This is a genomic window from Orrella sp. JC864, from assembly GCF_037026685.1.
Taxonomy (GTDB): Bacteria; Pseudomonadota; Gammaproteobacteria; order Burkholderiales; family Burkholderiaceae_B; genus Orrella.
The window spans coordinates 88,113-110,218 of record NZ_JBANET010000014.1 but is presented as its reverse complement, the minus strand read 5'-3'; the positions used below and the strand labels follow the sequence as shown (position 1 = coordinate 110,218).

The following is a 22,106-nucleotide window of genomic DNA, read 5'->3' as shown; positions in this document are numbered from 1 at the left end:
AGCCTGCGCTGGATTTTTCAGGGAACTGTCAGGTATTCTAGTGGTCAGATAGCGGTGATCCGCCGGGGCGCGCCGTTGCCCTCCGGCCCATTGCTTGCGCATTCAGGAGCTTGAACCATGAACGATTTCCGTCAATCGCCTCTGGCCCGTACCGGACCGTATACCGGCGCACCGGGCGAAGTCGTGCGCAACCGCGTGTTGCGCAACACCTACTGGCTGCTGGCGCTCTCGCTGGTGCCTACCGTGCTGGGCGCCGCACTGGGCCTGTACACCGGCCTGAACCAGGTCATGGGCACCAGCCCCGGCATGACCACCATCCTGTTCCTGGTCGGGGCCTTCGGCCTGATGTTCCTCATCGAGCGCAACAAGAACAGCTCGGTGGGCGTGGCCCTGCTGCTGGGCTTCACCTTCTTCATGGGCATCATGCTGTCGCGCCTGCTGGGCTTCGTGCTGGGCATGAGCAACGGCCCGCAGCTGGTCATGACGGCCTTCGGCGGCACCGCCGCGGTGTTCGCCAGCATGGCCATGCTGGCCACCACCATCAAGCGCGACCTGTCCGGCATGCAGAAATTCCTGTTCATCGGCGCGGTGGTGATCCTGCTGGCGGCGCTGGCCAACATCTTCCTGCAGATCCCGGCCATGACGATCACCATCTCGGTGATGGCCATCGGCATCTTCTCGGCCTTCATGCTGGTGGACCTGCAGCGCGTGGTCAACGGCGGCGAGACGAACTACGTCTCGGCGGCGCTGGCCATCTACCTGGACGTCTACAACGTCTTTGCCAACCTGCTGATGCTGCTGGGCATCTTCGGCGGCGACCGCGAATAACCCGCAGCGGCGCGGCCGGCACCGCTGCCGGCATCGCCCCTGGACAGGCCCGCCCCAAGGCGGGCCTGTTTCGTTTCACCGCCCCGGCGGCACGGCATGCCGGGCAATCAGCGCGGCCACCCAGTCCATGAAGACCCGCAGCTTGGCGCTGACATGCCGTTTCGGCGCAAAGGCCAGATACAGCGGCATGGGGTCCATGCGCCAATCCTCGAACAGCGGTACCAGCGCGCCGTTCGCCAGATGGGCCCGCGACATGTACTCGGGCAGCCAGAGCACGCCCAGGCCGGCCAGGCCGGCGGCCAGGTAGGCATTGCCGTCATCGACCGACAGCACATGGCGGCCTTGCACCGTGACACGCTCCTGGCCGCGGCGCATGGCATAGGGAAACGCCTTGCCGGTGCGGGCCCAGACGAAACCCACGATGCGGTGGTGGCTGTCCTGCAGTTCGCGCGGATGCGCGGGCGCGCCCTGGCGCCGCAGGTAGTCCGGCGCCGCGTAGACTCCCAGCCGCAGGTCTCCCAGGTGCCGGGCCGCCAGTGACTGATTGGCGATCTCGCCCCCGCGCACCACGCAATCGACGTTCTCGTCGATCAGGTCGACCATGCGGTCGCTCACGCCCAGGTCCAGCTGGATATCGGGATACCGGGCATGGAAGGCGGGCAAGGCCGGCACCAGGACCATGCTGGCCAGCGGGCTGGGCACGTCCACGCGCAGCCGGCCGCGCGGCGAGGCCGCGGCGCTGGCCAGGCTGGTTTCGGCCTCGTCCATGTCAGCCAGCAGCCGGACCACGCGCTCGTAGTAGACACTGCCTTCGGCCGTCACGTTGACCTTGCGGGTGGTGCGGTTCAGCAGCCTGACGCGCAGGCGCGCCTCCAGCTGCTGCACCAGCTGCGTGACGCTGGTCCTGCTCATGTGCAGCGTTTCCGCCGCCTTGGTAAAGCTGCCGGTTTCCACCACGCGGGCAAATGCCCGCATCGCATCGAAACGGTCCATCCGGCCTCCTCGACGAAGATTGTTCGTATTCTACAAACAGTGATGGGCACACTTGCCTGTTTATCGGGAACAGCCAGTTGCCTAAAGTCATGCCATCGGGCCTGCCCCGGCCTTTTTTATGGAGACTTTCATGGCAACACGCGATGTCGTATTTCCCCCCGGGCGCCAAGCGCTTTATGACAGGAACCGCTATTCGCCGGCGATCCGGTCCAACGGCCTGCTGTTCGTCTCGGGCCAGGTCGGCAGCCGGGAGGACGGCTCGCCCGAACCGGACCTGCAGGCCCAGGTGCGCCGGGCGTTCGAGAACCTCAATGCCGTGCTGGGCGCGGCGGGCTGCACTTTCGAGGATGTGATCGACGCCACCGTGTTCATCGTCGATCCGGCGGCGAACTTCGAGACCATCTGGCAAACCGCCTCGGCCTATTGGGGCGAGGCCCCGCATCCGACGCTGACGGCGGTGGGCGTGACCTGGCTCTACGGCTTCCAGTTCGAGATCAAGGTGATCGCCAGGCTGCCGCAAGCCGGCCAGTCCTGAGCAGGCCTTACAGCCGCTGCAGGTCCATCAGGATGCGCCGGGTGGACAAGGGGCGGCCGGCCAGCTGTTCGGCCAGCCGCTCGCGCAAGCCCGCGCGCAGGGCCGGCTCGGCCTTGGCATCCAGGAAGTCGGGTTCGGCCTCGTCCACGCCGTAGCCCGTCTCGCGCAGCAGGATCCATTCGAAACGCCGCAAGGCGGCCGCCGCGCGCTGGCCGCTGGCCAGTTGCGACAGCGCATCCACATAGGCATCGAACAGCACCGGGTGCGGATCCTCGCGCGCCAAGAGGCGCAGCAGCAGCTCGTTCATGTACCAGGCCGACATCAGCGGCGAGCCGCTCAGCGCATGCAGGCCCGCGCACTCGGCGCGGGTCAGCGTCTTGACCTCGCCGCTGCCGCTCCAGGACAGCAGCAAGGGCTGGAAGGCCGAGAGCACCGGCCGCAGCACCGAGTAAGGCCTTTTTGCGCCCTTGGCCACCAGCGCCAGGCAGCCATGCTCGCGGGTAAAGACCTGCACCACCAGCGACGTCTCGCGCCAGGGCGTCGCATGCAGCATGTAGCCGGCCACGTCCTGGACGCGCGCCTGGCGTCTACTCATAGCCCAGATCGCGCAGCGCGCTCTCGCGCTCGGACCAGCCCTTGCGCACCTTGATATAGACCTCCAGGTGCACGGGCTTGTCCAGCAGCCGGGCAATGTCCTGGCGCGCTTCGGTCGCGATGCGCTTCATGTGCTCGCCGCCCGCCCCCAGCAGGATGGGGCGATGGCTTTCGCGCTCGACCACCACGCAGGCGGCGATGCGCGCGCCCTTCTCGTGCTCTTCCCACTGCTCGATGACCACCGTGCTGCCGTAGGGCAATTCGTCCCCGACCAGGCGGAAGATCTTTTCGCGGATCAGCTCGGCCGCGATGAAACGCATGGGCCGGTCGGTCAGCGTGTCGGGCTCGAACATGGGCTCGCCCTCGGGCAGGCGCTGGGCGATCTCCTGCAGCAGAACGTCCAGCTGCTTGCCGCGCGTGGCGCTGACCGGCACCACGGCGGCGAACTCGTGCTGGGCCGAGAGCTTGGCCACGAAGGGAAACAGGTCGTCGCGCCGCTTGAGCAGGTCCACCTTGTTCACGACCAGGATGGTCTTGCCGCCGGCCGGCAGCAGCGGCAGCAGCTTGGCATCGCCCTCGGACCACTTGCCGGCCTCGACGACCAGCACCACCACGTCCACCTCGGACAAGGCCTGGGTGACCACGCGGTTCATCATGCGGTTCATGGCCCCGCCGTGGCGGGTCTGGAAGCCCGGCGTGTCGACGAAGACGAACTGCTCGCGTTCGCGGGTGAGCACCCCCTGGATGCGATGGCGCGTGGTCTGCGCCTTGCGCGAGACGATGGATATCTTGGTGCCGATCAGGGCGTTGGTCAGCGTGGACTTGCCCACGTTGGGACGCCCCACCACGGCCACGAAGCCACAGCGGTAGCCTTCGGGCGGCCGGGCGGTCACTTCACCTCCTGCGCGACGGCGACGGGCAGGGTCAGCTGGGTGGTCTTGCGGGCCTTGGGCGAGCTGCGGCGCTTGGCCTGCGCGGGGCTGGCGGCTTCGGCGGCCTCCAGCGCCAGCTTGGCGGCGGACTGCTCGGCGGCGCGGCGGCTGGTGCCGGCGGCCACCACCTTGATGTCGAAGGCGCCGATGGCGCATTCGACCTCGAACTGCTGGCTGTGCGCGGCGCCGTGCGTGGCGACCACGGTGTAGACCGGCAAGGCCAGCTTGCGGCCCTGCAGGAACTCCTGCAGCAGCGTCTTGGCGTCCTTGCCCAGGGTACGGGGGTCGACGTTGGCCATCACCGGGGCATAGAGCTGGCTGATGACGCGGCGGGCCTCTTCGAAGCCGGCATCCAGGAAGATGGCGCCGAAGATGGCCTCCAGGGTGTCGGCCAGGATGGACGGGCGGCGAAAGCCGCCGCTCTTGAGCTCGCCCTCGCCCAGGCGCAAGTATTGCGACAGGTCGAGCTTCTGGGCGATTTCGGCCAGCGACGCCTGCTTGACCAGGTTGGCGCGCAGCCGCGACAGGTCGCCTTCGTCGATGCGGGCGTAGCGCTCGAACAGCATGGCGGCCACGACGAAGTTCAAGACCGAATCGCCCAGGAATTCGAGCCGCTCGTTATGGCGTGCGCCATGGCTGCGATGCGTGACGGCTTGCTCGAGCAAGGCCGCGTCGGCAAAGCGGTAGTCCAGGCGGGATTCGAGCTTAGCGAGTGACATCGTCAATTGAAGCGGCCTATACGTCCCAGGTCGCCGAAGTTCATCCAGATGAAGAAAGCCTTGCCGACAATATTACCGTCCGGCACGAAGCCCCAGTAGCGGCTGTCCAGGCTGTTGTCCCGATTATCGCCCATCACGAAGTAGTGGCCTTCGGGCACCGTGCAGCGCACGCCGTTGCGGGCGTATTCACATGCCTGGCGGTGCGGATACGACAAAATGGGGCCAATATTCTGGAAAGACCGCTCATCCAGCAATATCTTGTGGTCAATTTCGCCCAATTTCTCGTCATAGCGGGCGGTGTAGGCCACCCGGTCGGGCTCGAAGTAATCGCCGTCCCGGGTGCGCGGCACTTCCTGCCCGTTCACGTAGAGCTTTTTGTCCAGGTAGGCCACCTCGTCGCCGGGCAGGCCCACCACCCGCTTGATGTAGTCCACCTGGGTGTCCACCGGATAGCGGAACACCATCACGTCGCCGCGCTGCGGCTGGCCCAGCTCGATGACCTTGCGGTCGAGCACCGGCAGGCGGATGCCGTAGCTGAACTTGTTGACCAGGATCAGGTCACCCGATTGCAGCGTGGGCAGCATGGACCCGGACGGTATACGGAAGGGCTCGACGATGAACGAGCGCAGCACGAAGACGAACAGGATCACCGGAAAGAAGCTGACCGAGTACTCCACTAGCCAGGAGGCGCGGCCGGCCTGCTGCTGCGCCTGCAGGCGGCGCTGGGCGATCTCTTCGGCCGGCAGGCCCTGGGCGTCGCGCTCGGCCAGCGCCGCGGCCTGCGCGGCGCGGTCCTGGCGGCGCCGGCGCAGCCATAAACGGTCGGCCAGCCAGATCACCCCGGTCAGGACCAGCAGAACGAACAGTATCAGGGCGAAATTCCAGCTCATGCCACGCTTTCCTTACTTGTCATCGACCTGCAGGATGGCCAGGAAGGCTTCCTGCGGGATTTCCACGCTGCCGACCTGCTTCATGCGCTTCTTGCCGGCCTTCTGTTTCTCGAGGAGCTTCTTCTTGCGGCTGATGTCGCCGCCATAACACTTGGCCAGCACGTTCTTGCGCAGGGCCTTGACGTTCTCGCGCGCGATGACCTCCGCGCCGATGGCCGCCTGGATCGCCACGTCGTACATCTGGCGCGGGATCAGCTCGCGCATGCGCGAGACCACCTCGCGCCCGCGGTAGCGGGCGTTGCTGCGGTGCACGATCATGGCCAGCGCATCGACCCGGTCGCCGTTGATGAGCAGGTCCACCCGCACCACGTCGGCCGAACGGTATTCGAGGAACTCGTAGTCCATCGACGCGTAGCCGCGCGAGACGGACTTGAGCTTGTCGAAGAAGTCCAGCACGATCTCGGCCAAGGGGATCTCGTACACCAGGTGCACCTGGCGACCGTGATAGCTCATGTTGACCTGCACGCCGCGCTTGTTGTTGCACAGCGTCATCACCGGCCCCACGTATTCCTGGGGCATGAAAAGCGTGACCTTGACGATGGGCTCGCGGATGTCGGCGATGTGCCCGACCTCGGGCATGCGCGAAGGGCTTTCGACCTGGACTACCGTGCCGTCGCGCTTTTCGACCTCGTACACCACCGACGGCGCGGTGGTGATGATGTCCATGTCGAACTCGCGCTCCAGGCGCTCCTGCACGATCTCCATGTGCAGCAGGCCCAGAAAGCCGCAGCGGAATCCGAAGCCCAGCGCCTGCGACACCTCGGGCTCGAACATCAGCGCGGCGTCGTTGAGCTTGAGCTTTTCCAGCGAATCGCGCAGTTGGTCGTACTCGCTGCTTTCGACCGGGTACAGGCCGGCGAAAACCTGCGGCTGCACCTCCTTGAAGCCGGGCAAGGGCTCGGCGGCCGGCTTGCCGGCCAGGGTGATGGTATCGCCCACCTTGGCATGGGCCAGGTCCTTGATGCCGGCGATGACAAAGCCCACTTCGCCGGCCGAGAGCTGCGGCCGGGCCTGCGACTTGGGCGTGAACACGCCCAGCTGCTCGCACGGATGGCTGGCCCCGGTGGCCATCAGCAGGATCTTGTCCTTGGGACGCAGCACGCCGTTGACGATGCGCACCAGCATCACCACGCCCACGTAGTTGTCGAACCACGAATCGATGATCAGCGCCTGCAGCGGCTTGTCCGGATCGCCTGCCGGCGGCGGGATGCGGGCCACCACCGCCTCCAGGATGTCGTCGATGCCCATGCCGGTCTTGGCGCTGGCGGCGATGGCGTCGGCAGCGTCGATGCCGATGACGTCCTCGATCTCCTGGCGTGCCCCGTCGGGATTGGCTTGCGGCAAGTCCATCTTGTTAAGGACCGGCACCACTTCCACGCCCAGCTCGATGGCGGTGTAGCAATTGGCCACGGTCTGGGCCTCGACCCCTTGCGAGGCGTCCACCACCAGCAGCGCGCCCTCGCAGGCCGAGAGCGAGCGGCTGACCTCGTAGGAGAAATCGACGTGTCCCGGCGTGTCGATCAGGTTCAGCGCATAGACCTTGCCATCGCGCGCCTTGTACTGCAACGCGGCCGTCTGGGCCTTGATGGTGATGCCGCGCTCGCGCTCGATATCCATGGAATCGAGCACCTGGGCCGACATCTCGCGATCGGCCAGCCCGCCGCAACGGTGGATCAGGCGGTCGGCCAGGGTCGACTTGCCGTGATCGATGTGAGCGATGATGGAAAAGTTGCGGATATGCTGCATAAACCAGACTATAAGGATCGCAGGAAAACGGCGAAACAGGGAGGGGCCGCGCGCGGCGCCGCCGGCTCGGGCCGGCCGGCCGGATCGTCCATGCGTCGTCCGCACGGCATGCCACGCAGCAAAAAAGGGGGCGCCATGCGCCCCCTTTTGCGGCAACCAGCCATTTTAGCCGGTCTTGCGCCTACTTGCCCGGGCGCACCGCCACCCACTGGGTGAGGTCGCCGCGGCGCACCAGCAGCCCGGCCGCACGGTTCTTGTCCAGCTTGGAGACCAGCCTGTAGAACTGCTCGGGGCCGGTCACGTCGCTGTCGTTGACCGCCAGCACCACGTCGCCCTGGGCCAGCCCGGCGGCCGCGGCCGGGCCCTCGGCCGCCTGCACCAGCACGCCGCCCTTGATGCGCAGCTGCTGGCGCAGCTGCGCCGGCACCGGCGCCACCGTCAGCCCCAGGGCATTGGCGGGCGCCGGCTCGCGCTCGCCGCCGCCGGCCGAAGTCACGGCCTTGCCGGTTTCCAGCTCGTCCACCTTGACCTTGACGGTGACGTTGCGGCCCTTGCGCCACAGCTCCATGTCGACCTGGGAGCCCGGACGGGTTTCGCCGACGATGCGCGGCAGGTCCGACCAGCGGTGGATGGCCTGGCCGTTGAAGCGCTGGATCACGTCGCCGGGCTGCACGCCGGCCGCGTCGGCCGGACCTTGCGCCTCGACGCCGCTGACCAGCGCGCCTTCGGCCCTGGGCAGCCCGATGGCGTCGGCCACCTCCTTGCTCACTTCGCCGATCTGCACGCCGATGCGCCCGCGCGTGACGCGGCCGTCCTTCTTGAGCTGCTCGACAACCCGCATGGCCTCGTCGATGGGAATGGCCAGCGAAATGCCCATGAAGCCGCCGCTGCGCGAGACGATCTGCGAATTGATGCCGACCACCTCGCCGTTCAGGTTCAGCAGCGGGCCGCCGGAGTTGCCCGGGTTCACGGCCACATCGGTCTGGATGAACGGCAGGTACTCGCCCGTGTCGCGGCCGATGGCGCTGACGATGCCCGAAGTGACCGTGGAGTCCAGCCCGAACGGCGAGCCGATGGCCAGCACCCACTGGCCTTTCTTGAGCGCCCTGCTGTCGCCCACGGGCAAGGTCGGCATGCCTTCGGCTTCGATCTTGATCAGCGCCACGTCGGTGCGCTCGTCCGTGCCGATGGTCTTGGCCTTGAATTCGCGCCCGTCCGTCAGGGTGACGAAGATCTCGCTGGCATCGGCCACCACGTGGTTGTTGGTCAGGATGTAGCCGTCCGGGGAAATGAAGAAGCCCGAACCCAGGCCGCGCGGCACCGTGCGCTCTTCGGTGGGCGGCTGCTGCCCGCGCGGGCCCTGGCGCGGGCCGGGAATGCCGGGCGGCTGGAAGTCCGGACCGAAGAACCAGCGAAACAGCTCGTAGGGATCGCCGCCGCCGCCGGGCAGGCCGCGCCGCACCGGCACGGTGGCGGTGGTGCGGATGTTGACCACGGCCGGATCGGCCTTCTCGACGATGCTGGTGAAATCGGGCAGGCCTGCCACCGGCTGCGCCAGCGCGCCCGGGGCGGCCAGGGCCGCGCCCAGCAGCAGCAACAAGGCCAGCACGCCGGCGTGGCAGCGCCGTGCCATGGGGTTCGCAAGAGTTTGGAATCGCTTCATGTAACGCTCCAGGAAGCCCGTTCGGGCCTATGCAAGAAACTGGCTATTGCGCGGGCGCCAGCGGGACGTACTCGGTGGAGGCGGCCAGCTGCTCGAGCGTGGCCGGCGGCACCTCGCCCAGCACCGTCACCCAGAAGTCGGCGATGCGCGTGCCGTAGACGTTGATCGGACCGCGGCGCATCAGCCCGCGCGGATGGTCGCCCGCCAGGCTGCCGTCGTAGGGCTCGATGAATACGGAGATGGCCGCCAGCCCGTCCGAGAGCACCAGCTGGCTGACCGAGTTGCGCCGCCCCATGGGCCGGGCCACCTGCATGACCTGCGTGAAGCCGGGCGGGGCGGCGATGCGCCAGCCCTGCCGGGCAAGGTCCACGGCCGGATGCTCGGCGGCCTCGACCACCTTCCAGTCCTGCGTGGACCAGCCCGGCGCGAGCAAGGCGGGATCGACGTCCGCGCCCAGGCGCAGCGAGGTGAAGGACACCTGCTCGATCACGCCGCGGTCGCGGTCGACCGTCTGCGCCTTGAGCAGCAGGTTCGTGGAAGTATCGGCGCACAGCTTGTAGCCGTAGCGGCGGTCGTCGCGCGGCTCTATCCGCACGACCCGGCATTGGCGCCCGGCCACGCGGTGCAGCTTGGATTCGGCCTGGATCCGGTAGTGCTCGGGCAGGCGGGAGGCGTCGCCCAGCAGCAGGCCCGGGAAACGGTCCGGACGGCGGCGCTCGATCAGGACGGTTTTTTTCTCGGGAATGAGGCACTGCACGGTGTCGTTGTGCCGCAGGTATTCGCGCGGCTGGCCGTCCAGCACCTCCAGGCGCTCGCGCGAGCCGGTGCCGTCGATCACGTGCGTCACCCGCGAGGACTCGATGTATTCGCCCTGCTGGTAGGCGAACACGCCGCTGTAGTCCAGCTGCCGGGCCGCATCCTGGATACGGGCCAGCAGCATGACGGTCTCGTCGGGCGCGGCGCCTTGCTGCGCCCCCTCGGCCGCCAGGGCGCGCTGGTGCGCGCCGGCCATGGCGGCCACCAGGGTCAGGGCGGCCAGCCCCGCGCCCCGGCGCCACCGCAGCGCGCGCCCCAGGCGCGGGGCCGGCGCGCGCGCCAGCCTGCCTTGTACGCGGCTTTGCAGAGCAGTCAACGCATGCCTCCAGGTTCGAACGACACCTGGCGCACCGCGCTGGGGCCGGCCACCTGGCGGTGCGCCTCGAGATAATCGCCCAGGCCCGGCATATCGGCGGGCGTGGCCTCGGCCAGGGTCTGCACGCCCGCGGGCGTCTCGGGCTGCGTGAAATAGGGTTGCGCCACCCACACCACCGAGGCCACCGCGGCGGCCACGGCCAGGCCCGACAGGCCCAGGCGTACCGGCAGGTTGCGGCGCGGCGCGGCCACGATGGGCATCTCGTCCTCGATGGCGCGCGACAGGCGCACGCGGAAACGCTCGCTGGTCGTGATGGCCAGCTCGGGGCTGCGCAGCACGTCGCCGATCAGGTGGTAGGTGTTCCAGGTCTGGCGGCCGGTGGCCGTATCCAGGTCGACCGGCCAGGTGTCCTGCGACTCGCCGTCCATGAAGGCGGACAAGGTCTCGCCCCAATGGCTTTGCGTGTCGGCATGCTCGGTACGGGATACGGTTTGGGTTTGCATAACGTTGAACTCCTTACCAGCGACGCTCGGTATCGACATCCAGCAATGGACGCAGGCGGGCGGCAATGGCCTCGCGGGCCCGGAATATGCGCGAACGGACCGTGCCGATCGGGCAGTCCATGGTCTGGGCGATGTCCTCGTAGCTCATGCCTTCGATCTCGCGCAGGATGATCGCCGTGCGCAGCTCCTCGGGCAGGTCCTGGATGGCATCGTTGACCGTCTGGGCGATTTCCCGGCTGGCCGCCACCGATTCCGGTGTGCTGATGTCCGTTAGGTTGTCGGTTTCGTTAAAAGTTTCACCGTCTTCCATCTCCAGCGCATTGGGAGCGCTGGGCCGGCGGCCGGACGAGGCCATCCAGTTGCGGGCGGTATTGACCGCGATGCGGTACAGCCAGGTATAGAAGGCCGACTCGCCCCGGAATTGCGGCAGGGCGCGGTAGGCCTTGATGAAGGCCTCCTGGGCCACGTCCTCGATATCCGAGGGGTCGCGGATCATGCGCGAGAGCAGGCGCGTGATCTTGCGCTGGTACTTGAGCACCAGCAGGTCGAAGGCTTTCTTGTCGCCGCGCTGGACCCGGGCGACCAGTTCGGCGTCGGCGTCGCGCTCGCTCACGCTGCGCCCTCCAGGCCCGCCGGCCGGCGCGCCAGGCTGGCGGCCGACAACCAGGCCAGCCGCCGCCAGGCCTGCGGGGCCAGGCGGCTGCGCCAAAGCGTGCAGCGGCGCCTGCGCGCCGCGCCAGGCCGGCGTCCGGCCCATCCGTGCGGCCCGGCCAGGCCGGCCCAAAGCAGGCGCCAGGTGTTTTTTTGCAATGCAATATTTCCGTTCGGCAGCGCCGTGGCGGGCTCGATATCCCGCCCGGTGTACGCCAGGTCCAAGGTCAGCCAGGCGCCGGTCTGCCAGCGCGCCACGGGCTGGACGTCCTGCCAGCCGTCCGCCCCGCCCAGTTGCCAATGCCGGCCGCAGGCCGAGACGCGCAACGTGCGGGCCGGCCCGGGCCGGGCATGCCCGCGCCAGAGCCAGGCGCTCCAGAGGCAGGCGGCCAGCATGCAGGCCGCCTGTCCCCACGCGGGCGCCAGGCCCGCCAGCGCCAGCGCCGCGGCCCAGCCCGCCAGCGCTGCCAGGGCGGTGACCGCCCGAGGCCGGTCGCCGGCCACGGCATATGCGCTCCAGTGCGGGTCAGCCGCCGGACCCATTCAGATCCTGCGCACGGCCATCGAGCCGTTGGTGCCGCCGAACCCGAAGGAGTTCGACAGGGCCACGTCGATCTTCATCTCGCGCGCCTGGTTGGCGCAGTAGTCCAGGTCGCACTCGGGATCCTGGTTGACGATGTTGATGGTCGGCGGCGAGACCTGGTGGTGCACGGCCAGGGTGGTGAACACGGCCTCGATACCGCCGGCCGCGCCCAGCAGGTGCCCGGTCATGGACTTGGTCGAATTGACCACCAGCTTGCTGGCATGCCCGCCGAAGGCCAGCTTCAGCGCCTCGGTCTCGTTCTTGTCGCCCAGGGGGGTGGACGTGCCGTGAGCGTTCACATACTGGACGTCCTCGGGATTGAGGCCGCCGTTGCGCAGCGCGTTGACTATCCCGCGGCGCGGGCCGTCGCGGTCCGGCGCGGTGATGTGATGCGCGTCCGAGCTCATGCCGTAGCCGGCGAACTCGCCATAGATGCGCGCCCCGCGCTTCTTGGCGTGCTCGTATTCCTCGAGCACCAGCACGCCGGCGCCCTCGCCCAGCACGAAACCGTCGCGGTCGCGGTCCCAGGGGCGCGAAGCCGCCGTGGGGTCGTCGTTGCGGGTCGAGAGCGCGCGCATGGCGGCAAAGCCGCCGATGCCCAGGGGCGAGACGGTGGATTCGGCGCCGCCGGCCACCATCACGTCGGCATCGCCGTATTCGATCAGGCGGGCCGCATCGCCGATGCAGTGCAGCCCGGTCGTGCAGGCCGAGACCACGGCATAGCTGGGGCCCTTCATGCCGAAATGGATGGACAGCTGCCCGGAAATCAGGTTGATCAGCGAGGCCGGCACGAAGAACGGCGAAATCCGCCGCGGCCCGCGCTCGAGCAGGTCGGTCTGGGTTTCCTCGATGCGCGGCAGCCCGCCGATGCCCGAGCCCACGATCACGCCGATGCGCTCGGCATTGGCGTCCGTGACCTCCAGTCCGCTGTCGCGCCAGGCCTGCACGCCGGCGGCAAAGCCGTAATGGATGAAGGTATCCATCTGCCGGGCTTCCTTGGCGGGAATGTACTGGGTGACGTCGAAATCCTTGACCTCGCCGGCGATGTGCGTGGTCAGCACGGACGGATCGAAGCGCGAGATGCGGCCAATGCCCGACCGGCCGTTGACGATATTGTCCCAGGCGGTCGAAATATCGTTGCCGACCGGGCTGACGATACCCAATCCGGTGATGACGACACGTCGCTTCACGGAAGACTCCTCAAACAGATGAAAATGCCTGCGCTGCAGGCTCGGGCAGGCCGGCCCGGAACGGGCGCTGGAACCTGGGTGCGGCGCAAGGGCGGCATGACGTGACGCCCGTCATGCGGCAGGCCGCGCGCTGGCGCGAAAGCGCCGGCAAGCCAAAGCCATGCAGCCCAGGCACGACCTGGCCGGACGGCAGCCTGACGGCGCCCGCATCCCGTGCCGGCGCTCCAGGCGAGCCGGCCGGCACGAGAGAACGGTACTTATTGCTTGGCGTGCGCGTTGATGTAGTCGACCGCCTGCTGAACCGTCGTGATCTTTTCGGCCTCTTCGTCGGGGATCTCGGTCTCGAATTCGTCTTCCAGAGCCATGACCAGTTCGACCATGTCGAGCGAATCGGCACCGAGGTCGTCAAGGAAGGAAGATTCGTTCTTGATCTCGGCTTCGTTCACGCCAAGTTGTTCAGCGACGATCTTCTTGACGCGCTGTTCGATGCTTTCCATGCAGATCTCCAATTGGGAAAAATCCCGCGAATTATAGCCAAGCGTAGAGGTTAGCAAACACGAGGCCATGACTAAAAACACAGGCATCGTCCCCGGGGCGCGGCAGGCGCCAGGGCCGGGCGGCGATGCCTGCCCGACGGCAGGATGCCGTCATTTACTGCATATACATGCCGCCGTTCACGTGCAGGGTCGTACCGGTAATGTAACCCGCCTGCTGGCTGGCCAGGAACGCCACGGCGTGGGCCACGTCGGCCGGCGAGCCCAGCCGGCCCAGCGGGATCTGGCCCAGCAGCGCCGCCGTCTGGCTGTCGTCCAGCGCGCGGGTCATGTCGGTCTCGATGAAACCCGGCGCCACGCAATTGACCGTGATGCCGCGGCTGCCCAGCTCGCGGGCCAGGGCGCGCGACATGCCGGCCACGCCGGCCTTGGCGGCCGCGTAGTTGGCCTGGCCCGCGTTGCCGCTGGCGCCCACCACCGAGGTGATGTTGATGATGCGGCCCCAGCGGGCCTTCATCATGTTGCGCAGCACCGCGCGGGACAGGCGGAACACCGCCGCCAGGTTGGTGTCGATGACCGCCGACCAGTCCTCGTCCTTCATGCGCATGGCCAGGGTGTCGCGGGTGATGCCCGCGTTGTTGACCAGGATGTGCGGGCCGCCGCCTTCCTTGCCCAGGGCTTCGATCAGGGCGCTGCAGGCCTCGGCGTCGGTAACGTCCAGGACCACGCCGCGCCCGCCCTGCGCCTGCAGGGCTTCGCTGATCGATTGCGCGCCTGCTTCGGAAGTGGCGGTGCCCACCACGGTGGCGCCCTGCTGGGCGAGTTCTTGCGCAATGGCCCGTCCGATGCCGCGCGTAGCGCCGGTCACCAGGGCGACTTTGCCTTGCAGATCCATGCTTGATTCTCTTTTCAGTTGGCGGACAGGGTAGCCAGGGCGGCTTCGAGCGAGGCCGGGTCGGTGATGGCCAGCCCCACCAGATCCGGATCGATGCGGCGGGTCAGGCCGGCCAGGACCTTGCCCGGGCCGCATTCGACCACGTGCGTCACGCCCTGGGCCTTCATGGCGCGCAAGGTCTCGACCCAGCGCACCGGGTGCCAGGCCTGGCGCACCAGGGCATCGCGCACGGCCTGCGGATCGCTGACCTGGGCCACGTCGACGTTATTGATCACGGCGATGGCAGGCGGGTTCACCTGTACCTTCGACAAGGCATCCCGCAGCACGTCGGCGGCAGGCTTGAGCAGGCTGGAATGGAAAGGCGCCGAGACCGGCAGCGGCAGCGCACGCTTGGCCCCGGCGGCCTTGGCGGCCTCGCAGGCGCGCTCGACCGCCGCCTTGTGGCCGGCGATCACGACCTGGGCCGGCGCGTTGAAATTGACCGCCTCGACCACTTCGCCCTGGGCGGCCTGGCTGCAGGCCTGGCGCACCGCATCGTCGTCCAGGCCCAGGATGGCGGCCATGGCGCCCGTGCCCACCGGCACGGCTGCCTGCATGGCATCGGCCCGGATGCGCACCAGCCGCACCGCGTCCTCGAGCGCCAGCGAGCCGGCGGCCGTCAGCGCGGCGTATTCGCCCAGGCTGTGGCCGGCCACCACGGCCGGCTGCGCGCCGCCGGCCGCCAGCCAGGCCCGGTAAAGCGCCACGCCCGCGGCCAGCATGGCCGGCTGGGTATTGGTGGTCAGGTTCAGCTGCTCGGCCGGCCCTTGCCCGATCAACGCGGCCAGGTCCTGGCCCAGCGCCTGCGAGGCGGCGGCCAGGGTGTCGGCTACGGCGGCATTGCCCTGCCAGGCATCGAGCATGCCGACCGACTGCGAGCCCTGCCCCGGGAAAACGAAAGCGATTTTCATGAAGGTAGCCCTGTTGTAGGTATTCTTAGCCCATAGTGCGGCGCCCGGGCGCCGTCATACCCGGACGAGCACCGAACCCCAGGTGAATCCGCCGCCCACGCCTTGCAGCAGCACCAGTTGCCCGGCCTGGATGCGCCCGTCGCGGCGCGCCATGTCGAAGGCCAGCGGCACGCTGGCCGCCGAGGTGTTGGCATGCTTGTCCAGCGCCAGGACCACCTTGTCCAGCGAGACGTCCAGCTTGCGCGCCAGGAAATTGAGGATGCGCACGTTGGCCTGGTGCGGCACCAGCCAATCGATGTCCTGCACCGACACGCCGGCCTCTGCGCAAACCTTGCGCGCCGAGCGCTCGAGCACGGTCACGGCCTGCTTGAAGACGGCCTGGCCGTCCATGCGCAGGAAAGGATCGCCGGTGACTTCGCCATAGGCCACGTTGCCGGCCGCGCACAGGATCTTCATCAGGCTGCCGTCGGCATGCAGGGCCGAGGCCAGCACGCCCGGCGTGTCGCAGGCCTTGAGCACCACCGCGCCAGCCCCGTCGCCGAACAGCACGCAGGTCGAGCGGTCGTTCCAGTCGAGGATGCGCGAAAACACCTCGGCGCCGATCACCAGCGCGCAGCGGGCGCGGCCGGCGCGGATGTAGGCCTCGGCCGTCGAGAGCGCGTAGACGAAACCGCTGCACACCGCCTGCACGTCGAAGGCCGCCGCCCCCTGGTTGCCCAGGTTGGCCTGCACCAGGCAGGCGGTGCTGGGAAACACGTAGTCGGGCGTGGACGTGGCCACGATGATCAGGTCCAGCTCGTCCGCCGCCATGCCGGCGTCGTCCAGGGCGCGGCGGGCGGCCTCGGTGGCCAGCTCGCTGGTGCGCACGCCGCGCTCGGCCAGGTGCCGCTGGCGGATGCCGGTGCGCTCGACGATCCACTGGTCGGAGGTCTCGATGCCACGGGTGGCCAGCTCGGCCGCCAGGTCGTCGTTGGTGACCACGCGCGAAGGCAGGAAGCTGCCCGAGCCAGCGATGGCGGCATGCGAATAAGCGTTCTGCGTCATAGGGAGCTTCCAGTGGATCCTTCGGCCAGGGGCGGCTCGGGCGCCCGGACGCCGTCCGGCGCGGGCGCGCTCAAGCCGGTCATTTGCGCCACGCCGTGCGCGGTGCGCTCGAGCAGGCGGCTGATGACGGCCTCGCGGGCCCGCTGCAGCGCAAAGCCGTAGGCATAGACATCGGCCGAGCCATGGCTCTTGATGACCACGCCGCGCAGGCCCAGCAGGGCCGCGCCGTTGTAGCGGCGGTTGTCCACGCGCTGGCGGAAACGGTTGAGCACGGGCGTGGCCACGGCGCCGGCCAGCAGCGTATAGGGATTGCGCTTGAATTCTTCGCGGATCATCGAGCCCAGCATCCTGGCCAGGCCTTCGATGGACTTGAGCACGACATTGCCCACGAAGCCGTCGCAGACCACCACGTCGACCGTGCCCTTGAAAATGTCGTCGCCCTCGACGTTGCCGTGGAAATTCAGCTGGCTGGCGCGCAGCAGCTCGGCGGCCTGCTTGACCACGTCATTGCCCTTGATGACTTCCTCGCCGATGTTGAGCAAGCCCACGGAAGGACGCTCGCGCTGGTCCACGGCCTGGGCCAGCGCGCTGCCCATGATGGCGAACTGCAGCAGGTGCTCGGCGGTGCAATCGACGTTGGCGCCCAGGTCCAGCATGGTCGTGGCGCCGGTCTGGCTGGGAATGGACGTGGCGATGGCCGGCCGGTCGATGCCGTCCAGCGTCTTGAGCACGTAGCGCGAGATCGCCATCCAGGCGCCGGTGTTGCCGGCCGACACGCAGGCGTCGGCGCGCCCGTCCTTGACCGCCTGGGCGGCCAGGCGCATGGACGAGTCTTTCTTGCGGCGCAAGGCGACCTCGACCGAATCGTCCATGGAGACGACCTCGGCGGCGTGGACGACCTCGATGCGATCGCGCGGCGCGTCACGATGCGACGCGAGCGATTGCTCGATTTCGCTGGCCAGCCCCACCAGCAGGAGCTGCACATCGGGATGCCGCTGGGCGAACTCGACGGCGGCCGGCACCGTTACGGGCAGGCCGGCGTCCCCGCCCATGCAGTCGATGGCAATGCGTGTCACGGATGCCAGGAATCAGCGCGCAGGCAGCAGGCTTGCAGCTTACTCGTCGTTCTTGGTCTTCAGAACCTTGCGGCCCCGGTACACGCCGTTGGGGCTGATGTGGTGACGCAGGTGCACTTCGCCGGTCGTGGGTTCGACGGCGGTGGGAGGATTGCCCAGGAAATCGTGGGAGCGGTGCATGCCACGCTTCGAGGGACTCTTTTTGTTTTGCTGAACAGCCATGATGACTCCTTGGAACGGGCCGCATTGTACGACATGCGGACCCGATGTTTATCTAACGGAACTACGTACTGCCTGTGATTCTGACTTCATGCCTTGTCGGCATCGTTACGCTTGAGCCTGGCCAGCGCCTCGAAGGGCGAAGGGCGGCGCTCGTCCTGCGCCTGGGCGCCGCCAGCGCCCGGGCTGCCATCGGGGCAGACCTCGTGGCGCGGCACATACGGGATGCTCAGAATCAGCTCATCCTCGATCTGCGCCAGCAGGTCGAACCGGCGCGACCCCAGCACCTTTTCGGGCTGGCTCGCATCCAGGTCTTCTTCCTCGTCCAGCGGCAGGCCCTCGTCGAGCTCGGCCTCGGTCAGCACCGGCTGCAGCAGCACCTCGGCCTGGACGGGCCAGGCAAAAGGCTGCAGGCAGCGCTGGCACTGCACGAGCGGCCGGGCCTGGATCTGCAGGCGCAGCAGCTGCTCGCCGCGGGTGCCCTGCTCGCCGTCGATGGCCCAGCGTACCAGGCCCGCCTCGCCCTGCGGCTGCTCGGGCAGGTCCTGCAGGAGCCGGACGAAGCGGCCCAGGCCGACCTCGCCCTGCGCATGCCTGCGCAAGCGCACGAATTCGAAGACATCCATCGCCGAAGGATTGATGTCGGCTGCTTGATGCGCATCGGCCACAGTCGCTCCCTCCCTGGTGTCTCGCACCGTCCCGCACGCCGGCCACGACCCGGCATCGCCGCCATGCCGCCGGCTTGCCTTGCTTGACCGGTTTTCAGTCCTTTGGTTTCCTGCCTGGATCTGGTCCCTGGGCTCCAGGGCTCTTGCCGGGCGTCTTGCCAGCGCCGCCGCAGCGGCCACGAACCGGGGCCCGCAAACACCGCGCCCGCAAGGGCACGCACGCCGCCGCAAAACGGGCAATAATACTGCGCATTCCATGCACGCGTCAATTTTAGATGAGCCTCGATAACCCACCCCGCGGCGGCGCCGGCCCGGCGGACCGCCCCTTGCTGATCCTGGCCTCGACCTCGCGCTACCGGCGCGAGATGCTCGAGCGCCTGCGCCTGCCGTTCGTTGCCGAGCCGCCACAGGTGGACGAGACGCCCCTGCCGGGCGAGCCGCCCGGCGAACTGGCCCTGCGCCTGGCGCGGGCCAAGGCGCAGGCCGTGGCCGGGCGGCACCCTGGCGCGGTGGTAATCGGCTCGGACCAGGTCGCCGCCGTGGATGGCGCGCCGGTGGGCAAGCCCGGCGGCCATGCGCAGGCGCAGGCGCAGCTGCGGCGGCTCTCGGGCCGCACGGTCCGCTTCCACAGCGCCCTGGCCGTCACTGACGGGCAGCGCTGGCTGGCGCGCGACGTGGTCACCGAATGCCGCTTCCGCACGCTGGACGAGGCGGCCATCCAGGCCTACCTGCTGGCCGAGCGCCCCTACGACACGGCGGGCAGCGCCAAGGCCGAGAGCCTGGGCATCGCCCTGATGCAAAGCATGCACAGCGACGACCCCACCGCCATCATCGGGTTGCCGCTGATCGCCCTGACGGCCATGCTGGCCGAATTCGGCCTGGATCCCCTGCGTCACCTGCCCGCGCAGCACGCGCAAGCGACCCCATGAACGCATCGCACACAGCCGCCCTGCACCTGATCCCGGTCGGCCTGGGCGATGCCCCGATCGAGAGCTGGCTGCCGCAAACGGTGCGCGAGCTGGCCGGCCGGATCGATTGCTACATCGCCGAGAACGCCAAGACCGCCCGGGCCTTCCTGAAGCTGGCCGGCACGGCGCGGCCGCTGCAGGAAATCCAGATCCATACCCTGGATGCGCGCACCACGGCGCAGCAGATGAACGAATGGCTGGCGCCGCTGCAAGCGGGCCGCGACATCGGCCTGGTGTCCGAGGCCGGCTGCCCGGCAGTGGCCGACCCCGGCGCGCGCGTGGTCGAGCTCGCCCACCGCATGGGCATGCAGGTCAAGCCCTGGGTCGGCCCCTCTTCGCTGCTGCTGGGCCTGATGGCCAGCGGACTGGACGGCCAGCGCTTCGCCTTTCATGGCTATGCGCCGGTCAACCCGCAGGAGCGCGCCCAGCAGCTCAAGGCCTGGGAACAATCCTCGGCCCGCGCCAATCAGACGCAGATGCTGATCGAAACCCCCTATCGCAACGGCGCGATGTTCGCCACCCTGCTGGCTGCCCTGCGCGGCGACACACGCCTGTGCGTGGCGCGCGCGCTGACGACCCCGCAGGAGTGGATATGCACGCGCACCGTGGCGCAATGGAAACAGCAGCCGCCCCCCCAGCTGGACAAGCTGCCCACGCTTTTCCTGTTCCTGGCGGGGCGCTAGTGGCGATCGCGCGCTGGCAGCGGACGTGGCAGCTGCGGGCCGGCTGCCTCGGGCTGGCGGGCCTGCTGGCCGGCTGCGCCGGCACCGGCCCGCAAGGGCTGGACATCGACACCTCGGTGCAGGCGCTCGGCCAGAGCAGCCGCGTGCGTTTTCTGGTGCTGCACTACACCGGCTCGGGCAACGCGCAGTCGCTCAAGGTGCTCAGCCGCGGCCAGGTCAGCAGCCACTACCTGATCACCGACGAGCCGCGCCCGCGCGTCTACCGGCTGGTCGACGAACACCGCAGTGCCTGGCACGCCGGCCAAAGCCAATGGCACGGACGGACCTGGCTGAACGCCAGCTCCATCGGCATCGAGATCGTCAACCCGGGCTGGACCACCGGCGCCGACGGCAAGCCGCAATGGCACCCCTATTCCGATGCGCAGATCGAGACGCTGATCGCGCTGATGCGCGACATCGTGCAGCGCCACGGCATCGCGGCGCGCGACATCGTGGCGCACAGCGACATCGCGCCGCGCCGGAAATGGGATCCGGGTCCGCTGTTTCCCTGGAAGCGGCTGGCGCAGGCCGGCCTGGGTCGCTGGTACGACGAGGCGGCCGCGGCGCGGCTGCAGGCCGAATACGAGGCGGGAACGGTGCCCGACGTGGCCTGGTTCCAATCGCAACTGCACCGCCTGGGCTACGCGGTGCCGCAGCACGGCGTGGCCGACGAGCAGACCGTCAAGGCGCTGGTGGCCTTCCAGCTGCGCTACCGCCCCTCCGACTACGAGGGCCGCTTCGACGCCCAAAGCGCCGCCATCCTGCAAAGCCTGCCGGACTGACGCTCAGCGCCGCGCGCGGCGCAGCACCAGCATCGCCAGCACGCCCGCCACCAGCCCCCAGAAGGCCGAGCCGATGCCCATCAGCGTCACCCCCGATGCCGTGACCAGGAAGGTCAGCAGCGCCGGCTCGCGCTGGGTCTCGTCCTGCACGGCGGTGGCCAGGCCGCCGCCGATGGTGTTGATCAGGGCCAGCCCCGCGATGGCCGCCACCAGCTCGCGGGGAAACGCCGCCAGCAGCGCCACCAGCGTGGCGCCGAACAGGCCGATGAGCAGGTAGAACAGGCCGGCGGCCACGGCCGCGGTATAGCGCTTGTTGCGGTCGGCGTGGGCTTCGGGCCCCATGCAGATGGCCGCCGTGATCGCCGCCAGGTTGACGGAGAAGCCGCCAAAGGGAGCCAGCACCAGCGTGGCCAGGCCGCACCAGGAGATCAGGGGCGAGATCGGCGCGTCATAGCCCGAGGCGCGCAGCGTGGCCACTCCCGGCACGTTCTGCGAGGCCATGGTGACCACGAACAGCGGCAGCGCCATGCCGACCAGCGCTTCCCAGGAGAACTCGGGCGCCGTGAATATCGGCGTCGCCAGCCTGGCCTGGACCTGGTCCAGGTGCAGCTGGCCTTGCGTGGCGGCCACCGCCACGCCGGCCAGCAGCGCCCCCAGCACCGCATAGCGCGGCCAGGCGCGGCGCCCGGCCAGGTAGAACGCGGCCATGGCCAGCACCAGCAGGAACTGGCTTTGCATGGCCAGGAACACCTCCAGCCCGAAACGCAGCAGCACGCCGGCCAGCATGGCGCCGGCCAGCGGCAAGGGGATGCGCGACATGGCCCGCTCGAAGCTGCGCGTGACGCCGCACAGCAGGACCAGCAAGCCCACCGCCATGAACACGCCGGTGGCCTGCGGCAGGCTCAGGCCCATGGTGCTGGCCACCAGCAGCGCGGCGCCGGGCGTGGACCAGGCCGTCACGACAGGCTGGCGGTAGCGCAGCGACAGCCCGATGCTCGTCAGGCCGCAACCCAGGCCCAGCGCCCATATCCACGAGGCCGTCTCGGCCGGCCCGGCGCCGCTGGCCTGGGCCGCCTGGAATACGATGACGGCGGAGCTGGTAAAGCCCACCAGGACGCAGACGAAGCCGGCCACGAAGGCCGAAAGGGAAAAGTCGCCGGGCCGTATCGGCACGCGGACGGCGGGAGAAGTCGCAGGCTGCATGGGCGCGAAGCAATGGGCATGGCGCGCCTGGCGCGCCCATCCGGCGCGCTGCGGCGCAAAGGAGCC

General features: G+C 68.7%; 25 protein-coding genes. 5 read left to right on the top strand and 20 right to left on the bottom strand.

Translation table 11 applies throughout. The annotated features are described in order from the left end of the window. Window positions 1-117 precede the first annotated feature (117 nt). Complete coding sequence (locus V8Z80_RS14000) at window positions 118-828, top strand: Bax inhibitor-1/YccA family protein (RefSeq protein WP_155197232.1); 711 nt, start codon at window positions 118-120, stop codon at window positions 826-828. Window positions 829-903: 75 nt separating this feature from the next. Here the strand turns inward: V8Z80_RS14000 and V8Z80_RS13995 are convergent, their stop codons facing one another. Beyond that, the gene (locus V8Z80_RS13995; RefSeq protein WP_155197231.1) at window positions 904-1,821 is read right to left on the bottom strand and encodes a LysR substrate-binding domain-containing protein; all 918 of its coding nucleotides are present in this window, start codon (window positions 1,819-1,821) and stop codon (window positions 904-906) included. 130 nt (window positions 1,822-1,951) lie between these two features. On the opposite strand from V8Z80_RS13995, the gene V8Z80_RS13990 reads away from it, so the two are divergent. Next, complete coding sequence (locus V8Z80_RS13990) at window positions 1,952-2,356, top strand: RidA family protein (protein WP_155197230.1); 405 nt, start codon at window positions 1,952-1,954, stop codon at window positions 2,354-2,356. Between the two features lie 7 nt (window positions 2,357-2,363). On the opposite strand, the gene recO is transcribed toward V8Z80_RS13990, so the two are convergent. The 18 genes from recO to V8Z80_RS13900 form a co-directional block, all read right to left on the bottom strand. Further along, the gene (recO, locus tag V8Z80_RS13985) at window positions 2,364-2,951 is read right to left on the bottom strand and encodes a DNA repair protein RecO (protein ID WP_155197229.1); all 588 of its coding nucleotides are present in this window, start codon (window positions 2,949-2,951) and stop codon (window positions 2,364-2,366) included. Then, a complete protein-coding gene (gene era / locus V8Z80_RS13980) occupies window positions 2,944-3,843 on the bottom strand; it encodes a GTPase Era (protein WP_336062396.1) in 900 nt (299 codons plus the stop codon). Before era ends, recO begins: the two co-directional genes overlap by 8 nt. Then, entirely contained in the window at window positions 3,840-4,601 is a 762-nt protein-coding gene (rnc, locus tag V8Z80_RS13975; RefSeq protein WP_155197228.1) for a ribonuclease III, read from the bottom strand. Before rnc ends, era begins: the two co-directional genes overlap by 4 nt. Before the next feature lie 2 nt (window positions 4,602-4,603). Next, the gene (gene lepB, locus V8Z80_RS13970; protein WP_155197227.1) at window positions 4,604-5,491 is read right to left on the bottom strand and encodes a signal peptidase I; all 888 of its coding nucleotides are present in this window, start codon (window positions 5,489-5,491) and stop codon (window positions 4,604-4,606) included. Between the two features lie 12 nt (window positions 5,492-5,503). Next, window positions 5,504-7,297 carry a translation elongation factor 4 gene (lepA, locus tag V8Z80_RS13965; RefSeq protein WP_155197226.1) on the bottom strand — a complete coding sequence of 598 codons (1,794 nt, stop codon included), beginning with the start codon at window positions 7,295-7,297 and terminating at the stop codon, window positions 5,504-5,506. Between the two features lie 181 nt (window positions 7,298-7,478). Continuing rightward, entirely contained in the window at window positions 7,479-8,960 is a 1,482-nt protein-coding gene (locus V8Z80_RS13960; protein WP_336062395.1) for a Do family serine endopeptidase, read from the bottom strand. 43 nt (window positions 8,961-9,003) lie between these two features. Then, complete coding sequence (locus V8Z80_RS13955; RefSeq protein ID WP_336062415.1) at window positions 9,004-10,059, bottom strand: MucB/RseB C-terminal domain-containing protein; 1,056 nt, start codon at window positions 10,057-10,059, stop codon at window positions 9,004-9,006. 29 nt (window positions 10,060-10,088) lie between these two features. Continuing rightward, window positions 10,089-10,595: a sigma-E factor negative regulatory protein gene (locus V8Z80_RS13950; RefSeq protein WP_155194974.1), complete on the bottom strand. Its 507-nt coding sequence runs from the start codon at window positions 10,593-10,595 to the stop codon at window positions 10,089-10,091. A 13-nt stretch (window positions 10,596-10,608) separates the two neighbouring features. Next, window positions 10,609-11,208 (bottom strand): RNA polymerase sigma factor RpoE, encoded by a 600-nt coding sequence (gene rpoE, locus V8Z80_RS13945; protein ID WP_336062394.1) that lies wholly within the window; start codon window positions 11,206-11,208, stop codon window positions 10,609-10,611. Next, window positions 11,205-11,789 carry a hypothetical protein gene (locus tag V8Z80_RS13940; RefSeq protein ID WP_336062393.1) on the bottom strand — a complete coding sequence of 195 codons (585 nt, stop codon included), beginning with the start codon at window positions 11,787-11,789 and terminating at the stop codon, window positions 11,205-11,207. Before V8Z80_RS13940 ends, rpoE begins: the two co-directional genes overlap by 4 nt. Next, on the bottom strand, window positions 11,790-13,019 hold the full coding sequence (fabF, locus tag V8Z80_RS13935; protein WP_336062391.1) for a beta-ketoacyl-ACP synthase II: 1,230 nt from the start codon (window positions 13,017-13,019) through the stop codon (window positions 11,790-11,792). It lies immediately after the preceding gene. 257 nt (window positions 13,020-13,276) lie between these two features. Continuing rightward, a complete protein-coding gene (gene acpP / locus V8Z80_RS13930; RefSeq protein WP_155194971.1) occupies window positions 13,277-13,516 on the bottom strand; it encodes an acyl carrier protein in 240 nt (79 codons plus the stop codon). Window positions 13,517-13,670: 154 nt separating this feature from the next. After that, on the bottom strand, window positions 13,671-14,408 hold the full coding sequence (fabG, locus tag V8Z80_RS13925; protein ID WP_155194970.1) for a 3-oxoacyl-ACP reductase FabG: 738 nt from the start codon (window positions 14,406-14,408) through the stop codon (window positions 13,671-13,673). Between the two features lie 14 nt (window positions 14,409-14,422). Next, on the bottom strand, window positions 14,423-15,358 hold the full coding sequence (gene fabD / locus V8Z80_RS13920) for an ACP S-malonyltransferase (RefSeq protein ID WP_155194969.1): 936 nt from the start codon (window positions 15,356-15,358) through the stop codon (window positions 14,423-14,425). Between the two features lie 54 nt (window positions 15,359-15,412). Continuing rightward, a complete protein-coding gene (locus V8Z80_RS13915) occupies window positions 15,413-16,402 on the bottom strand; it encodes a beta-ketoacyl-ACP synthase III (protein ID WP_155194968.1) in 990 nt (329 codons plus the stop codon). Next, on the bottom strand, window positions 16,399-17,478 hold the full coding sequence (plsX, locus tag V8Z80_RS13910) for a phosphate acyltransferase PlsX (protein WP_336062390.1): 1,080 nt from the start codon (window positions 17,476-17,478) through the stop codon (window positions 16,399-16,401). The genes V8Z80_RS13915 and plsX overlap by 4 nt, the downstream gene beginning before the upstream one ends. A 39-nt stretch (window positions 17,479-17,517) precedes the next feature. Next, window positions 17,518-17,700, bottom strand: coding sequence for a 50S ribosomal protein L32 (gene rpmF, locus V8Z80_RS13905; protein ID WP_155194967.1), 183 nt, complete (start codon window positions 17,698-17,700; stop codon window positions 17,518-17,520). Between the two features lie 86 nt (window positions 17,701-17,786). Then, window positions 17,787-18,323 carry a DUF177 domain-containing protein gene (locus tag V8Z80_RS13900; RefSeq protein WP_155194982.1) on the bottom strand — a complete coding sequence of 179 codons (537 nt, stop codon included), beginning with the start codon at window positions 18,321-18,323 and terminating at the stop codon, window positions 17,787-17,789. Between the two features lie 317 nt (window positions 18,324-18,640). Here V8Z80_RS13900 and V8Z80_RS13895 point away from each other — a divergent pair, with 317 nt between their 5' ends. Genes V8Z80_RS13895 through V8Z80_RS13885 form a run of 3 tightly spaced genes read left to right on the top strand, consistent with a single transcriptional unit; the run spans window position 18,641 to window position 20,837 of the window. After that, the gene (locus tag V8Z80_RS13895; protein WP_155194966.1) at window positions 18,641-19,294 is read left to right on the top strand and encodes a Maf family nucleotide pyrophosphatase; all 654 of its coding nucleotides are present in this window, start codon (window positions 18,641-18,643) and stop codon (window positions 19,292-19,294) included. Continuing rightward, the gene (locus V8Z80_RS13890; RefSeq protein ID WP_336062388.1) at window positions 19,291-20,016 is read left to right on the top strand and encodes an SAM-dependent methyltransferase; all 726 of its coding nucleotides are present in this window, start codon (window positions 19,291-19,293) and stop codon (window positions 20,014-20,016) included. The genes V8Z80_RS13895 and V8Z80_RS13890 overlap by 4 nt, the downstream gene beginning before the upstream one ends. Continuing rightward, entirely contained in the window at window positions 20,016-20,837 is an 822-nt protein-coding gene (locus V8Z80_RS13885; protein ID WP_442951980.1) for an N-acetylmuramoyl-L-alanine amidase, read from the top strand. The genes V8Z80_RS13890 and V8Z80_RS13885 overlap by 1 nt, the downstream gene beginning before the upstream one ends. 3 nt (window positions 20,838-20,840) lie before the next feature. On the opposite strand, the gene V8Z80_RS13880 is transcribed toward V8Z80_RS13885, so the two are convergent. Further along, entirely contained in the window at window positions 20,841-22,040 is a 1,200-nt protein-coding gene (locus V8Z80_RS13880; RefSeq protein WP_442951979.1) for a benzoate/H(+) symporter BenE family transporter, read from the bottom strand. Window positions 22,041-22,106: the final 66 nt, after the last annotated feature.